This window comes from Streptomyces sp. NBC_00080 (assembly GCF_045041255.1).
GTDB classification, from domain to species: domain Bacteria; phylum Actinomycetota; class Actinomycetes; order Streptomycetales; family Streptomycetaceae; genus Streptomyces; species Streptomyces coriariae.
In genome coordinates this window covers 204,889-220,225 of sequence record NZ_CP108235.1, presented here as the reverse complement: position 1 = coordinate 220,225, position 15,337 = coordinate 204,889, and the positions used below count along the sequence as shown (strand labels likewise).

The window sequence follows — 15,337 nt, the reverse complement described above, 5'->3', positions numbered from 1 at the left end:
TTGGAGGGGCACCTCCTCAGTGCAGCGTGGCAGCATGCGGCAATGGTCTTTCGACACTCCGGCGGCGACTTTGCGATCACTGTGATGTACTCAGTGCCCGATGACGCCTGGTATCTGGAACTGGATCTCGTGGCCGGGCAACGGGCTCTCGTGACCGCAATCGTTCCTGACGAGGATCCGGCACGGGAACCGACGGTGTGTTTCAATCCGCACGCAGGGCACGCTGACGTCCCGTACGAGGTCATGCGCTGGTTCATGCACCAGGTCGATGAAGAGATCCGTACCTCCCGTGCCTGGATGCGGCTGAGACCGGAGCTCGTCGAGATCATCTACCAACTCCGTCAGGAGCACATGGGCGTCATCGACGATGACGACTTCCCCCAGGTTCTGGCGGACGTGCGCACCACGGTCCTTGAGGAAGACCTCCCCGTCGTTCTAGAGGCCGCCTTCGGGCGAAACCCTGACGGCACCACCATGGACCACCCGCAAACGCGCCAGCCTGTAGACGGTCAAGGAGACAGGGCCTAGGCCGCGTACGCCGCAACCACGGACTCAATGGGACCATCCCCGCGCGTGCGGGGAGCACTTCTCGAGCATCAGGTGAAGGTTGCGGAGCGGGGGGTCATCCCCGCGGGTACGGGGAGCAGCCTGCGGTCCCTTCGCTATGGTCATGTCTGCGGGACCATCCCCGGTAGGACCTGTCCGGCCGATCATGTTCGAAGGCAACTGCGGTGGCTGGGCCGAGGTATACGTAGCCGGGTTTGTCGTATCGAGCCGAGCAGGTTGCAGGTGTGCCCCGCCGCCCCGCGCGCTCAGTCTTTCGGCGGCCAGCATTCGAGGTCGACCGTGAGAGGCCCGATGTACGCGTGCAGTCCAGCGCGATTGGCCGGCAGTCCGTACGTGGTGAGCTTCTCGCCGATGTCGCCCGTCGTGTTCCACCATCCTTTGCCGAGGGCCGCGAGGACATGCAGAAGCTGCTGCTGAGGGCCGGTGAGGCTCGCGTACGGGGGACGGGGTCAGGCAGGGGACTGGGGAGCAGATCCGGCAGAACCGCCATTAGCCTGGACGCCCTTTGCGACCTGCCGACGGACGGCAGGCAGGCGGCGGCTGTCGGCGCGTGAGGTGAGGGAGGGTTGAAGGGCGAGCAGGACGTCAGTGGTATGGCCGTGGAAGTCGCCCAGGTTGTAGTCGGCCGCGGGTACACAGGCGCCGGGGCCGCAGCCGCGGCAGTGAGTTCGGCAACGGCTCGGTCGAGGAGCGGGCTGTCGAGTTCCGCGGCGGCGCTTCGCGCTGTCTGGGCGATAGCCGTGGCGGCAGCCCAGCGTACGAGGCTGTCCTCGTCGTCCAGACAGGCGACGAGAATCCTCGGGACCGCAGTCATGCCGAGGATGCCGACCGCTGCCAAGGAGGTGGCCTTCGTAACGGCATCATCCTCGTACGCAGCGAGACCGAGCAGGAGAGGTAGGGAAGTGCCTGCCAGCTCGGGGAGACCAGGCCAGCAGGTAGGCAGTTCTGGTTCGGACCCGGGGGTTCTCATCGTTCAAGAGGCCCTGCAGGGCGGGAAGCTCGACAAGGACGGCGTTGTACGAACGCATCGAAGCGTCACGGGCATCAACCGGATTACCGGCCGCCACCCGGTCCCGGATGTCTTGCAAGTTCCGGCGTCGCTGCTCGTCCTGCTCGGTGGCCAGAGCCTCCTCGTACAGCGGGAGGAGTTTGGCGGAGGAGTTGTCGGCAGCCTCAGCACGCCAAGCGGCGATGCCGGCGCCGTCGATGATCTCGCACTCCTCCTCACAGTTGACCGCGAGGCCGGTCAGGAGCTCCAACGCGAGCTCACGCGCCGGACCAGGGCCGGCGAGAGCGATCCGGGCAAGGAACGGCACCGCGTACGGAGATGCCTGAGAGCGGGTGCCCTGGTGCGCGAGATGATTGAACAGGCTGCTGACGGCCTGCTGTCGTGCCTGCTCGTCGTCCAGGGCGCGCAGTTGGCCGGGGACATCGGCGGCCTTCCCATAGGCGTGGTTCAGGTTCGTGCGGTTAGCAGAGCTTGGGGGTCGGTGACCGTGAGGAGGCCTTGATCTCTGCTCGGGCGAGGGCGAGTCCGTCGCGGGCGGTGCTTCGCAGGCTGCCGGGCATTTTGACGCTGAGGGTTTCCGGGTCGGCCGTTGCTCCGAGACGGGGCACCCCGGTGAGGGAGACGGCCGGTTCGCGGTTCTGGCCACTCGGCCTACGCACGCCGCCGTTTCGCTGCGGCCGGCAGGAGATACCGCCTGCGTACCGACCGCAATCGATCAGGGCTCCCGCACGGCCGCCACGAACGCCCTGCCTGTCCCCTTCCACCTGGCGGAACAGCTCGGCGAGCCGACCGGCAGGTGTCCGGATCCTGGGGTTCAACGCCGCCCCGCATCCGGCGATGTGAGCGGATACGAAGGGCTGTCGCTGACAGGGGAGGGGCACGACCGCGGACTTCCGTCTACTGCTGAGACCCCGGCCCGTGAACACGGCCGGGGTCTTCCGCTGTGCGAAGCCGCCGGCGGTGGCGGCGGTCGGCTCAGTCGGCGGCGAGCAGGTGGGCGGGGGCGATCCGGGACAGCCCCCGGATCGGCACCGTCAGAGCTGCCACCACCAGGGCGGTCGCCGCGAGCGTGGCCAGCAGCGCGGCGCCGACGACCGTGAACAGGTGTCCGTGCAGCACGCCCCGGCCGAGGGTCAGCACCCCGGCCAGGCCGGCCACCGCACCGGACAGGCCGCCCAGCAGAGCCAGTCCGATTCCCTCGTAGAGGGTCAGCTTCGCCAGCTCGCGGTTGGTCCAGCCGGTCGCCCGCAGCACCGCGAGATCGGCGGCACGTTCGCGCTGCGAGATGACCAGGACGTCGATGGCGCCGGCGGCGCCCAGCAGCAAGGACAGGGCGACGCTGAGATAGTCGGCCTCGCGCGCCTGCGCCACCACGGCGCTGCCGAGCAGCGACCCGGCCACCTCGCCCCGGAAGGCCAGCGTGAGGGCGAGCAGCACCGTGAAGGCGGCCACTCCCAGTGCCAGTCCTGCCGCACCCAGCAGCGTGCGGCCCCGCACCCGCAGCAGGTTGAGCATGGCCAGGCCGGCCACCGAACGCACCGGGCGTGCGCGGAGGGCCGCCGTCACCGGGGGTCGGACGGCTTCCATCGGTCCCAGCCGGGTGGCGAGCCAGGCGGGGATCAGTCCCGCCGCCGTGGCCAGGAGGAGCGCCACCGGGAGCACGAGGAGTGACTTGGAGCCGGCTTCGGACTGGCCCAGCACCCGGCCCAGCACGTATGCGAGTACGGTGCCCGCGGCTCCGGCGGCGAGGCCGATCACCGCCAGTTCGCCGAGGACCAGGCGGAGCACTTCGCCACCGCTCCAGCCCAGGCAGCGCAGCGTGCCGATCTCGATGCGCCGTGAGCGCACCGAGGCAAGCGCAGCCTGGCCGAGGAAGAGCGCGCACACGACGAGGACCAGCACGAAGAGCATCGCGCTCTTGGTGTCCACCGCCTTGAGAATGCGCAGTGCCACGCCCTTGGCGACCCAGCGCTCCGTCACCTGTGCCGAGGCACTCAGCGTCACCGTCTGCGGCGCGGGCGAGCTGCCGACGGTGACGTCGACCTGGAGCCGGGGGTAGGCGGCCCGGATCGCCCCGGCCACGGCGTTGACCCGAGCCCGGGAGGCGGTGTCGACGCCGGTCACTCCGGCCACCCGGATCCTGATCGCGCTGACCGGCGCCTTGTCCTGGAGGCTCGGGACCCGGCGGCTCTTGGTGAGCGCGGTGATGGAATCCATCGTCGTCAGCATGGTGGGCGGCGGGCTGACGTAGCCGCCCAGGTTGCGGTCGGGCTGCAGCGGCTTGCCGTGGAGCTTCGCTCGGGTCGCGCTGTCCGCGCCGGTGACCTGCGGCGCCTGGTAGGTCTCCAACGGGGTGTCGGACAGGGGTGAGAAGCCGGGCAGTTCGCCGGTGTCGTAGCGGCCGACCAGGCGGACGAAGGGATTGGGCAGGCGTCCGGAGTCCACGCCGTCGCAGGTACCCAGCCCGATGCAGTTCGTGGCGGCGTGACTGGTCACCTCCCGGTACTGGGTGCCCTGGTGGTTCTCCTCGGGGACGTTGGTGAACGGCTGCTGGTTGAAGTTGGTGATCCACAGGCTGGGCTTCTGCGGCGGCTTCGGCTGCGCGGCGAGGCCGCCGTCGGAGGTCCGGCGGTAGGTGACCGGGCCGACCGTCCAGTAGGTCCCGGTGTCGAACGAGTTCTCGGTCAGTGCCTTCCGGTAGCCCTGGCTCAGGTCGACGCGGGTCCTGCCCACCGTGGTGCCGTGCAGGCCTCGGACGAAGCTGCCGGCTGTCGGGTTGCCCAGTTTCGAGGGCAGCTCTGCCGGGTCGCCGACGTCCAGCCGCTCTACGGTGGCGTCGAGCGTGCCGGTGGTCAGCGGGTTGTCGCTGAGCAGCGCCGGGATGTAGGAGTCGTGCTGTCCGTGGACGCTCTTGGCGGACGACACCGTCCACGGCCTGTCCCGCTCGGTGAGCATCCGGCCCGAGGCGATGGTGTCGCCCAGGCCCACCAGCCGGTCCTCGGCCACCGGGTCGATGGCGGACAGCAGCACGGGGTAGCTGACCGGAACGTCGATGGTGGCCTTGTCCTGGCCGGACTGGCAGTTCATCCGCGAACTCAGGTCCGGGTCGAACGGCGACTTGTCCCTGAGGTCCTCGGCGATGATGTTCGGCTTCAACGGCAGATTCAGGTTGAACTCGGTCTGTTCTGTCTTGTCCCAGTTGAAGTAGAAGCAGACGTCGTACTTCCCCTTGATCCGATACCGCTGGGTGCTCTTGTCGGCCTCGCCCGTTTCCAGGGTGTCGGACTCGAAGAGGCCGTCCGACTCCGACGCCGACGTCAGGGGGGAGCGGGTGAGGTAGACGTACTCGTCGGAGGTGCGGTAGGTGCCCAGTCCGGAGGTGAGCGTCGGGCTGATGCGCAGGATCTGCCGGGACGCCTCGCCGTCCAAGAAGCGGGACACGTCCACGGTGACGGTGCTCGCCACCATGAGGTAGCCGATGTTGGCGACCGGCGCGGCCACGTCGACCCCGGCCATGCCGCGGATGCGCCGGTACTGGTCCATGGTGATGCCACCGAACGTGCCGGACAGGAAGTTCGGCGAGACCAGACCGCTCTGCCGCTCCACGTCCGTCTGCGAGTCGGGCGGGCGTACCAGGACGTCGTACGCGGACCTTGCGTTCTTCCGTACCGTGCCCACGGTGGTGGCCTGGCTCGTGCTCACCGTCGCGGTCAGCAGGGTGAAACTGGTCGCCGCCACCAGGATTCCGGCGGCCAGGGCCAGCGCGCGCCCGCGCCGCCGCCGGAGTTGATCGAGGATCATCGCTATCACGGGCGCAGGCCCCCCAGCCGGTCCAGCACGTCGCCGGACGGTGTGACCCGCTGGTCCGAGGTGATCCTGCCGTCCTGCAGGCGCACCACCCGGTCGCCGTTGGCGGCGACTTCCGCATCGTGGGATGCGATCAGCATCGTCATCCCGTAGCGCTCGCGCAGCGACATCAGCAGGTCGATGATCTCCCGCCCGATGACGCTGTCCAGGTTGCCCGTGGGCTCGTCGGCCAGTAACAGTCCCGGCCGGTTGATCAACGCGCGTGCGACGGCGACGCGTTGCTGCTGTCCGCCCGACAACTGCGAGGGCAGGGCGTCGGCGCGCTGGTCCAGGCCGACGGCTTCGAGCAGCTCCATGCCGCGCGCACGCCGGTCGAAGTCCACTCTGCGCGGCAGGACGGGGGCGAGCACGTTGTCCAGCACGGTCAGCGCGGACAGCAGGTGGAAGCGTTGGAAGACGAAGCCGATACGCCGCCGGTGACGGTCCAGGTCCCGGGGCGCCAGCTGTATGCCGTCGATCTCGACGTGCCCCTCGTCTGGCTGGTCCATGCCGCCCGTCACATGCAGGACGGTGGATTTGCCGGCGCCGGACGGCCCGGTCAGCATCACCACCTCGCCGGCCGCGACCTCCAGGTCGACCTCGTCCAGAGCGGTCAGCCCGGGATACCGGCGGCTCACCCCGCGCAGCGCCACGCTCACAGCCATTGATGCAGCCTCGCCCTCGTACATTGCGCACCTACATTGCGGCAATTCAGGGGTATGTTGTCACAATGTAGAAGGGACGTATATGCCGCTCCACCACGCCGTGCTCGCGCTGCTGACCCGGCGACCGAATCACGGATACGAACTCAAGGCCCGGTTCGAGGAGACCGTCGGTCCGCAGTGGGGTGGCCTGAACATCGGTCACCTCTACCAGATCCTCGAACGGCTGGTCCGTGACGGCTATGTCTCGCGCTCGCAGGTCACGCAGACCGACCGGCCCGACAAGAACCTCTACACGCTCACCGAGGCGGGCGAGGCCGAGCTGCGCTCGTGGGCGACCACCGCCTGGGTGCGCGTCGGCGGCTTCCGCGACGAGCTGTTCCTGAAGCTCCTCGGCGCTGTCGCGCTGGGCCCGCAGGCCCTGACCACGCTGATCGATTCGCAGCGGCAGACGTACCTGTCCGAGCTCGCGGGCCTGGCACAGCAGCGCCGCGCCCACGCCGACGAGCCGCTGGTCGCCGTCCTGATCGACGCCGCCATCGCGCACACCAAGGCCGACCTCGGACTGCTGGACAGCGCCGCACAGCATCTGGGCCCGCTCGCCACGGCACAGAGCGCGCAGGCGCCGGAGCGCTCACACGCACAGGCGCAGGGCGACACCGACGAGGCCGGCGATCTTGGCGGGATGAGAGGGGACCGTTCAGAGTCCGCTTAGGGGCAATGCCGGGACTCTGTTGGTGATGTCGGCGGGGTGCTGACGTGCGGGCTGCTGGCGTGCCTGGCTGTTTGAGAGCGGGGCGGTGTCGGCGGTGGGGGCGGTCGCGGTGTCGCTGTGGTCGGAGGGTCGTCAGCGGATCCCGGTCAGACGGTGCGGACAGTGCGGGCTGCGTGTCCTGCGATCTCACGGTCGCTGGGAGCGAAGCGTCGAGCGGTCCGATGCGCCCATCGTGAAAGATGTTTTCGCCCAGGCCAAAGCCAAGCTGCAGCGAGGCTGGCGATCGCCTGAAGATCACTGCAGCCCCTGGCAGGCGGGGTAGCTCGCGCCTGGCGACACCCGGCGGGGCGCTGGTTGGTGATTGACATGATGGGCGGCGGCAAGATTTCAGCTGTCTCCAGGGGGCGACTATGACGTTCTGGGTTGAAGCCGATTCCGGAGTCGCCGATCGGGACGAGTGGTCCTATGCACCGGCTGTCGGCGTCGGACCACTCCGGTTCGGCATGACCGTCGACGAAGTGGTCGAGGCAGCTCAGGTTCTCGGCCAGACGCAGGTGCGCCGCGGGCGAAGAGGTCCTCGAGTCTCGCGCGGCGCTCGCGGTACGGCCGTGCGATGAGTTCGGTGCCGGCGGCTTCCAAGACGTCGAACACCGAAGCGGGCGGGTTCTCAATTTCTGGGTGGTTTCCCGCGGCGAACCCGCACGCCGACGGCCGCATATCGCTGGTTCAGCGGCTGGTTGATACGGCAGGCGCTCGGCGATCGCGTCCGCCTTCGACTTCGGACGGGGCAATGCCGGCCGTCATCGCCTTATACGCCCCGGGCATGGTGACCCGGGGCCTTCACCCTGTTGAGGGCCATCAGGTGGCGAGGCGACGTACAGCCTCCAGGAGAGCGTCGACGTCGTGCTCAGTGGTGGAGAAAGAGGTGACGAAGCGGCAGACACCCGGCTCCCAGCGGTCGTGGTAGAAGGTGAATCCTTCGGCCAGAAGCTGGTCGATGACCGGCTGGGGAAGGCGGCAGAAGAGGATGTTGGCCTCCACCGCATGCAGCAGGTCGGCGCCGGGGATGGCCTTCAGCCCGTTGCCCAGGCGTTCGGCCATCGTGTTGGCGTGGTCGGCGTTGCGCAGCCACAGGCCGTCGGTGAGGTAGGCGTCGAGCTGGGCGGACTGGAAGCGCATCTTGGAGGTGAGCTGGCCGGCGCGCTTGGCCCTGAAGGACAGTTCCGGGGTGAGGGCGCGGTCGAAGACGACTATGGCATCAGCGGTCATGGCGCCGTTCTTGGTGGCCCCGAAGGACAGGACGTCGATGCCTGCCTGCCAGGTCAGCTCGGCCGGGGTGCAGCCCAGGGCGACGACGGCGTTGGCGAAGCGGGCTCCGTCCATGTGGACGCGCAGGCCGGCGTCCTTGGCGATGCGGGCCAGATCGCGGATCTCGTGGAGGGTGTAGAGGGCGCCGGTCTCGGTGGCCTGGGTGATGCTGAGCACGGAAGGCTGCACGCTGTGCACGTCGCCGATCTTCCGCGTCGCGGCCGCACGCAGATGGGCGGGGTCGATCCGGGCGTCGTCGCCGGACAGGGGAACAAGCTTGGCCCCGCCTGTGAAGAACTCCGGCGCGCCGCACTCGTCCGTGTTGATGTGGCTGTCGCGGTGGCACAGCACGCTGCCCCAGGACGGGGTGAGGGCGGCCAGGCTGAGGGCGTTGGCTGCGGACCCGGTGGAAACGGGCAGGATGTCGACATCCCGGTCGAAGATCTCGGCGAAGCGTGCGCGGGCGCTGGCGGTGAACCGGTCGGCGCCGTAGGGCAGGTCCTGGCCGGCGGCCGCGGCGGTGACGGCTTGGACGATCTCCGGGCAGGCGCCGGCGGTGTTGTCGCTCGTGAATATCCGCTGGGGCGTGGTGGAGGCGAGGACGTTCATGTGCAGGGGGTGTCTTTCAGGTGATGATGGGGGAGGCGATGACGACGGTGACGTCGGCCGCCTCGGGGCCGGTGCGGTAGACGTGCGGGGCATCCCCCGCGAAGGCGAGCAGGTCGCCAGGGTGCAGGTCGGTGGGGGCGTCGGCGGGTCCGGCAGTGAGGTGACCGGAGGAGACGAGCAGATGCTCGATGGTGCCGGTCGCGTGCGGCACGCCGTCCAGGTGTGTGCCGGGGGGCATGCGCAGCCGCCAGATCTCCAGGCTGTTGCCACTGCTGATACGGCGCAGCAGTTCGCGTCCCACTTCGCCGTCGGCCAGGTCGGTGCCGGGTACGAACACCGGCCCCGGGTCGGTGTCGCGGGCCAGGAGGTCGGTCAATGGGATACGCAAGGCGATCGCAAGCGCGTCGAGGGTTTCGATCGTCGGGTTTCCCCGCCCGGCCTCCAGTTTCGACAGCGTCGCCTTGCCCAGGCCCGCCCTGCGGGCCAGCTCGGCACTGCTCATGCCGCGCTGCTCGCGGCGCTGGCGGATCTGCGCGCCGACCGCGATGGCGGTGCTGCTGGCGGGTCGGCGTTCTCCCGGTGGCGGCGTCATCACCGCTCCCGGTGGGTGGCGCTGTATGAGACGCGGATGCGGCCCTTTTTGACCTTCAGTGTCGGCAGTACGACGTCGGCGAGGTTGCCGAGGCTGCGCACGTGGGTTCCCCCGCACGGAGCCGAGTGCAGGTGGGCCAGGTGCACGATGCGACGTCCCTCGGAGTCGTTCTCCCAGGTCACGGGCAGGTCCTCGGCTATGGCCCCGGAGACTTCCGTCCGCAGGGCTTCGGTGGCCTCCTCCCTGCCGTCCGGGGTGTCCAGGCGGGCGTCTGGCGTCGGCGCGGTGAACTCGATCCGGGCTTGGCCGGGGAAGTGGTTGTTGGCAGCCAGCACCCAGCCCTGTGCTCGTCCGGCCGCCTCGATCAGGTGGCCGGCGGTGTGCAGGGCGGCATGCGCGAGACGCGTCGGAAGGTCGATGCGCACGTCGACCGGCTGCCCGACCGAGAAGACCGGCAGCGTTGTCTCGCCGCAGGCCACGGCCACGACCAGTCCGGAGTTGGGATCCCGTACGGGAACGATCTCGTGGCCGTCCACCCAACCGCGGTCGGCCGGCTGCCCGCCGCCCTGGGGGTGGAGCAAACAGTGCTCGACCGCCACCCACGGTGTGCCGTCTTGCTCGCCTATGGCAGCGACCTGGGTCTGGGCCTGCTCCTCGTACGTGTCCGCGTAGTAGGCGGGGACCTGCATGACACCCTCGCTGATTTCGATGAACCTTACGTTCACTATAACGAACGATGTGAGCTACATCCAGACGGCCGGCATCCAACCCTGAGGAGGACCGAGACCACGTGGTTCGAGGGTTGTGAAGGGTGCAGTGTCATGGCTCCATCAGCGGATGGAGGGCAGGGCGGCGGGTGGAGCTGTGGTCGGCGTAGCGCACGGTGCAGGTCAGCCCGGCGGCGATCTGGCCGGAGTGGCGCAGGCGGGCGCCGAGATGGTCAGCGAGAGGGAGCAGGGTGTTCCGGTGCTGGGCGGGATCGAGTTCGTCGCGGGCGAAGCGGTGCTCGGCACTGATACTCGCCGACGCCGGGGCGGGATCGACGACCGTGGCGTCGCGGCCGCGAGCGCGCTCGTGCAGGGCACGCTCCGCCCGGGCCCCAAGAAGGCGCTGAAGAGTGAGCTGAGGGACGTCGGCGACTTCGCCGACGGTGTGCAGGCCGTACTCGGTGAGAGTGGCCGCCGCTTTCGCGCCCACGCCGGGCAGTTCCCGGACCGGACGGGGACGCAGGAAGGCACTGATCGCCTCGGGGGAGTCGTCGATGACGGTGCGCCGACCGGGCCCGGTGAGCGCGCAGGCCATCGCGGCGAGCATCCGGTTCGGCGCCACGCCCGCCGAGCTGCGCAGGCCCAAGAAGGCGAGCGCACGCAGCTGGACCAGTTCGGTCACGCTGCGGGCGTCACGCTTCCAGTAGGGGAGTGCGCGAGCCGAGGGCATGGGCCGCAACCGGTAGCGTCAGTCGGCTTCAGGGTTTGGTGAGAGGTCCGGCGTGCAGTGCGTTCAGGCGGCGCTGGTAGTCGTCCTCGTCGATCTCCCCGCGGGCCAGCCGCTCGCTGAGGATGTCCTCGGCGGAGGGCCTGGCCGGGGCGTGGGTGTGCTCTTGGGGCCGGTTGAGGGTGCGGAAGAGCAGCACGGCGACTGTGATGATCAGCGCCCAGAAGAGGATCATGCCGGTCGACATCGCGAACCAGCCCCAGCCGCTGACGTCGTGGTCGTACCAGAACATCATCGCCACTCACCTGCTTCGGCCTTGTTCCGTGGCCGGATGCGGAGGGCACCCAGCGGCTTCTTGCCTTCACCTGCATTGTTCCGCTGTCGGGCGTGGCGGTCTGGGGCCGAACGGCCCAGGACCAGCGGGCCATTGCGCCCCTACGAGGCAGGGGTAGCCGGTGCAGGCTGGAAAGCGAACCGAAAAGGGAGGCGAGCAGCCCATGGGGGCCCCGAAATCGTCGTCGTCCTGGTCTCGGGCGCCCTGATCGCGGCGTTGGGCTGGTACTTCTTCGGCCCGCGCCGCGCCGGTGCCGCCCGGCTGGAGGACGGGGTGCGGCGGGTGGAGGTGACGGTGCGTGGCGGCTACAGCCCCGACCTGATCAAGGTCCGCCAGGGCATGCCGGTAGAGGTGGTCTTCGACCGGCAGGAGGCCGGCGAGTGCACGTCCCGTGTGGTCTTCCCCGATGCGCAGCCAGTCGGCGGAGGGGGCGATGTCGCCGAGGCCGAGCGTGGCGACAGTCACCAGTGAGAGGTACAGGGCGTCCACCGGTCCCGAGTGCTCGGACGGCTTCAACGTGCCGGAGAAGGAGAACGCTTCCGGCATGTGCGGCCAGTACACCAGGGCCCAGCCCACGGCCACGGCGCCGGCCCACGTGGCCAGCACCGTCACCATGCCGACAGGCCCGGCCGGCCCCGCGGTCCTGCTGTTCCTGCGGCCCCGGGTCGACAGCCGCCACAACAGCGACATGACGACCCTGCTCAGGCCCCCGTGCCGGGTGGGATGCCACAAGGTGTGGAACACATCCCGCGGGATGATCACCAGGGCCGCACCGACCGGCGTGACCAGCCGTTCCATGGAACCTCCCGGGCTCATCCGCATCGGGCCAGCATGGAGCCCTCCCCACGCGGACAGGATCACGCGCCGCGCTCGGTCTGTCGTCTGGGTGGGTGAACGACCCGGCTCGCTGGCATACCCGCCCGGTAAGAGAGCGCCGGCCCGCCGGCACAGCTCCGAGTCGTTCAAGTTCGAGTCAGCAGACCGGCCGCCCGTCTGCGACCCGTCCGGGGAGGGCTGTACGACGACGTTGGCCCGCGTCGAAGCAATTTGCCTCCTGTACCGGGCGGCGGAACCCAGCTCGGCCTTCGGCGTGGCGGTTGGGCGGCGTGGTCGACAGCGGCGACCTTGACCCATGGCGAGGCCGGTGTGCGCGACGACCAGTGCCGGTGCGTCATTGACACCATCCACGAGACCAGCACCCTGCACCCGCGCTCTCCAGCTCCCCGACCGCACCCGCCATGTCCAGGGGTAGCAGCCCGGCCGTACGTTCTCGATGCTGAGGTCGGCGCGCAGCACTCCGGGCCCCTGCGGCGCGCGCAGCGCCGGAAGTTACCTCCCGGACAAATACCCCTAGGGGTATTTGACGCCTCTCTCGAAGCCGCCGTACGCTCGACAGCAGTAAACCCCCGGGGGTATTTGAGGAGGCAACGAAATGGCTCAGGAAGTGACGCAGGAGACGTTCGCTGCGGCCCCCGGGCGATGGCGGTCAGTGGCCAGCGCGGGGGAGGCAGACCAGTACGCGTCCGGACACGCATCGGGCGCCGACAGATGCCGCTGCGCACCGCGCCCGCCCGGTGCGGTGGACCGACTGCCGGTCGACCGGCATACGCGATCTGCGCGAGCGGCAACCGCGGCAGGACCGCCGCCGACTGGATGAACTCCCGCGGCATCGACGCACTCCGTGGCCGACGGGACCTCCGCCTGGGTACTTGGCGGGCGTCCGGTCACGACAGGGTCCGTCGAGCACGCGGCCTGATTTCACACCGCCACCCGACACCCCTCTCCAGAAGAGAAGGAGCTCCGCCTTGACCGCCACCCCCTCACCCGTCGGCGAGCCGATCTCCGGCCGTCACCGCGTCGCCGTCATCGGCGGCGGCAGCGCAGGCATCAGCGTCGCCGCCCGTCTGCGCCGAGCCGGCGTCACCGACATCACCCTGATCGAACCGTCCGATACTCACTGGTACCAGCCGCTGTGGACCCTCGTCGGCGGCGGTCAAGCCCCCCTGATCGGCACCCGCCGCCCCGAAGGATCCGTCATCCCCGACGGTGTGCGCTGGATCCGTCGGCGCGCCCTGGCCGTCGATCCCGACGCCCGTACCGTGACCCTGTCCGGCGGCGCCGAACTCACCTACGAGTACCTGGTGCTGGCACCTGGGCTCCAGCTCGACTGGAACGGCGTGCCCGGCCTCGCCGAAGCCATCGGCCATGACAGGGTGAGCAGCAACTACGCACCCGAGTACGCCCCGCGCACCTGGGAGCTGATCAAGCGGATGCGCTCCGGTACAGCGGTCTTCACGCACCCGGCCAGTCCGCTGAAGTGCGGCGGCGCCCCGCAGAAGATCGCCTACCTGGCCGCGGACTACTGGCGCAAGCAGAAAGTGCTTGACCGCATCCGCATCATCCTCGTCATCCCGGATCCGGCGATGTTCAAGGTGCCCGCCTGGTCGCAGGTTCTGGAGAAGGTGGCTGCCCGGTACGGCATCGAGGTGCGGCTGCGCTCGGAGATGACCGGCGTCGACGGCGACAGCCGCGAGGTCACCATCACGGACCACGCGAACGGCACGAAGGAGACCATCGGCTACGACCTGCTGCACGCCGTACCACCGCAGAGCGCACCGGAATGGATCAAGAGGGGCCCGCTGGCCGACCCGGCAAGCCCCCAGGGGTTCGTCACCGCGGACAAGCACACGCTCCAACACCCTTCCTACGAGAACGTCTTCGCGCTTGGAGACGTGGCGAACCTGCCCACCTCGAAGACCGGCGCGGCGGTGCGCAAGCAGGCACCCGTCGTGGCAGGCAACCTGCTCGACGTGATGAACGGCCGGGCCCCGTCGCACCGGTACGACGGCTACACGTCCTGTCCGCTGGTGACCGCGCGCGACCGGATGCTGCTCGCCGAGTTCGACTACGACCTGAACCCTGCCCCCACGTTCCCGCTGATCGACCCCTTCAAGGAGCGGCGCACGATGTGGGTGTTCAAGCGGTACGGCCTGCCGCCGGTGTACTGGCACGGCATGCTCACCGGCCGCCTCTGACCGGCCGGCCCGGGACATCCCCCGCCCGGGCCGGTCACCCAGACCGTCGACGGCCCGGTGGTGATCGGCCGCTTCAGCTCGAACCCCGCCGCGCCCACGACCTACGACACCGTCGTCGACAACCCCACCCGCAGCACCTACAACGTGGCGCTGCCGCCGGGAACCTGGACGAAGGTGCTCGACACCACCGGCGCCGTCGCCGCGAGCGACAACGCCTGCACGAGCCTGGCGGTCACGGTCTTCAAGAAGAACTGACAACGGCGGGCAGGGCGACGCCGTCGGACAGCAGGGCCAGGAGGCCGCCCGGCCCGAGCGACTCGTCCTCGGGTGGGCGACCGTCGCCGGGACGTGCCGTACTCCGTCCGGCGGGCCGGGGAGGGTGCCGTTCGTCTCAGGTGTAGATGATCTGGCCGCCGGCCGCGTGCTCGTAGAACTCGCCGACCGTGATGATGCCCTGGACCTGTTCGACGAGGTCGTCCTTGTCGAGTTCGAAGAGGTCCACCGACGCTTTGCAGGCGTAGATGCCCGCGCCGGTGTCGGAGATCATCTCGATGAACTCGGGGATGGGCGGGATGTCGAGCTTGTCCATCTTGCGTTCCATGTAACGGGTGACCAGGTCGGGCACCCCCGGCATGCCGCCCAGGAGGGTGGGCAGGTGCAGGCCCGGGTTGCCGACGGTGGCCAGCTTGATGTGCTCCCAGCGCTTCTTCGTGATGGCGTCGAGGCCGAAGAAGGTGAAGAACAGATCGGCCTCGATGCCTTCGGCGCGGGCGCCGTTGGCCATGATGAGGGCCGGATAGATCCCTTCCAGGGATCCCTTGGAGACGATGATCGAGACCTTCTCGATCGTGGCGGTTACGGCCATGACGGCACGCTCCTCGATGGCAGGGACGATGGCTGGGATCTCAGATGCAGCCGCGCGGCTTGGGGATGCCGGCGATCTTCGCGGCGATCTTCGCCGGGCCCTTGGGGAAGAGCTGGTAGAGCTCCTTGACGCTCACGCCGGAGGTCTTGCCGAGGACGCGCACGGTGGGTCCGGTGCCCTTTTCCGCGTACTGGGCGCGCATGAAGCGGATGACCGACCAGTGCCGGTCGGTCAGCGTCTCGATGCCGGACTCGCGGGCGATCTGTTCGGCCATGGGTTCGGTCCACTGCGAGGGGTCGGTGAAGAAGCCCTCGTCGTCGACGGGGACGGCTGTCTCGCCGTAGGTGGCGGTGGGCATGGC

General features: G+C 69.3%; 15 protein-coding genes. 5 read left to right on the top strand and 10 right to left on the bottom strand.

Going from position 1 to position 15,337, the window contains the following annotated elements; genetic code table 11:
- Positions 1 to 42 precede the first annotated feature (42 nt).
- Together OHU34_RS01030 and OHU34_RS01025 are read left to right on the top strand one after the other, a co-directional pair.
- Entirely contained in the window at positions 43 to 528 is a 486-nt protein-coding gene (locus tag OHU34_RS01030) for a hypothetical protein (RefSeq protein ID WP_142270813.1), read from the top strand.
- Between the two features lie 632 nt (positions 529 to 1,160).
- A complete protein-coding gene (locus OHU34_RS01025; RefSeq protein ID WP_405764115.1) occupies positions 1,161 to 2,078 on the top strand; it encodes a hypothetical protein in 918 nt (305 codons plus the stop codon).
- A gap of 473 nt (positions 2,079 to 2,551) precedes the next feature.
- On the opposite strand, the gene OHU34_RS01020 is transcribed toward OHU34_RS01025, so the two are convergent.
- A complete protein-coding gene (locus OHU34_RS01020) occupies positions 2,552 to 5,377 on the bottom strand; it encodes an FtsX-like permease family protein (RefSeq protein ID WP_405764113.1) in 2,826 nt (941 codons plus the stop codon).
- A 5-nt stretch (positions 5,378 to 5,382) separates the two neighbouring features.
- Complete coding sequence (locus OHU34_RS01015) at positions 5,383 to 6,087, bottom strand: ABC transporter ATP-binding protein (RefSeq protein ID WP_230195870.1); 705 nt, start codon at positions 6,085 to 6,087, stop codon at positions 5,383 to 5,385.
- 82 nt (positions 6,088 to 6,169) lie between these two features.
- On the opposite strand from OHU34_RS01015, the gene OHU34_RS01010 reads away from it, so the two are divergent.
- On the top strand, positions 6,170 to 6,799 hold the full coding sequence (locus OHU34_RS01010; protein ID WP_405764111.1) for a PadR family transcriptional regulator: 630 nt from the start codon (positions 6,170 to 6,172) through the stop codon (positions 6,797 to 6,799).
- An 858-nt stretch (positions 6,800 to 7,657) separates the two neighbouring features.
- Here the strand turns inward: OHU34_RS01010 and OHU34_RS01005 are convergent.
- The 6 genes from OHU34_RS01005 to OHU34_RS00980 all read right to left on the bottom strand — a co-directional run bounded on the left by OHU34_RS01005 (position 7,658) and on the right by OHU34_RS00980 (position 11,622).
- Complete coding sequence (locus tag OHU34_RS01005) at positions 7,658 to 8,716, bottom strand: threonine aldolase family protein (protein ID WP_405764109.1); 1,059 nt, start codon at positions 8,714 to 8,716, stop codon at positions 7,658 to 7,660.
- Positions 8,717 to 8,732: 16 nt separating this feature from the next.
- Positions 8,733 to 9,308 (bottom strand): helix-turn-helix domain-containing protein, encoded by a 576-nt coding sequence (locus tag OHU34_RS01000; RefSeq protein ID WP_142270807.1) that lies wholly within the window; start codon positions 9,306 to 9,308, stop codon positions 8,733 to 8,735.
- Positions 9,308 to 10,033 (bottom strand): metal-dependent hydrolase, encoded by a 726-nt coding sequence (locus OHU34_RS00995; RefSeq protein ID WP_235034851.1) that lies wholly within the window; start codon positions 10,031 to 10,033, stop codon positions 9,308 to 9,310. Before OHU34_RS00995 ends, OHU34_RS01000 begins: the two co-directional genes overlap by 1 nt.
- A gap of 94 nt (positions 10,034 to 10,127) precedes the next feature.
- Positions 10,128 to 10,745 carry a DNA polymerase thumb domain-containing protein gene (locus tag OHU34_RS00990; protein ID WP_405764106.1) on the bottom strand — a complete coding sequence of 206 codons (618 nt, stop codon included), beginning with the start codon at positions 10,743 to 10,745 and terminating at the stop codon, positions 10,128 to 10,130.
- A gap of 28 nt (positions 10,746 to 10,773) precedes the next feature.
- Positions 10,774 to 11,037, bottom strand: a complete 264-nt coding sequence (locus OHU34_RS00985; protein WP_200840151.1) for an SHOCT domain-containing protein — start codon at positions 11,035 to 11,037, stop codon at positions 10,774 to 10,776.
- 66 nt (positions 11,038 to 11,103) lie between these two features.
- Entirely contained in the window at positions 11,104 to 11,622 is a 519-nt protein-coding gene (locus OHU34_RS00980; RefSeq protein WP_405772105.1) for a potassium channel family protein, read from the bottom strand.
- Between the two features lie 1,259 nt (positions 11,623 to 12,881).
- On the opposite strand from OHU34_RS00980, the gene OHU34_RS00975 reads away from it, so the two are divergent.
- Positions 12,882 to 14,111: an FAD-dependent oxidoreductase gene (locus OHU34_RS00975; RefSeq protein ID WP_405764104.1), complete on the top strand. Its 1,230-nt coding sequence runs from the start codon at positions 12,882 to 12,884 to the stop codon at positions 14,109 to 14,111.
- A gap of 57 nt (positions 14,112 to 14,168) precedes the next feature.
- Positions 14,169 to 14,366: a hypothetical protein gene (locus OHU34_RS00970; RefSeq protein WP_142270803.1), complete on the top strand. Its 198-nt coding sequence runs from the start codon at positions 14,169 to 14,171 to the stop codon at positions 14,364 to 14,366.
- Between the two features lie 136 nt (positions 14,367 to 14,502).
- On the opposite strand, the gene OHU34_RS00965 is transcribed toward OHU34_RS00970, so the two are convergent.
- A complete protein-coding gene (locus OHU34_RS00965) occupies positions 14,503 to 14,976 on the bottom strand; it encodes a DsrE/DsrF/DrsH-like family protein (RefSeq protein WP_142270802.1) in 474 nt (157 codons plus the stop codon).
- A gap of 40 nt (positions 14,977 to 15,016) precedes the next feature.
- Positions 15,017 to 15,334, bottom strand: a complete 318-nt coding sequence (locus tag OHU34_RS00960; protein ID WP_142270801.1) for a TusE/DsrC/DsvC family sulfur relay protein — start codon at positions 15,332 to 15,334, stop codon at positions 15,017 to 15,019.
- Between the last annotated feature and the right edge of the window lie 3 nt (positions 15,335 to 15,337).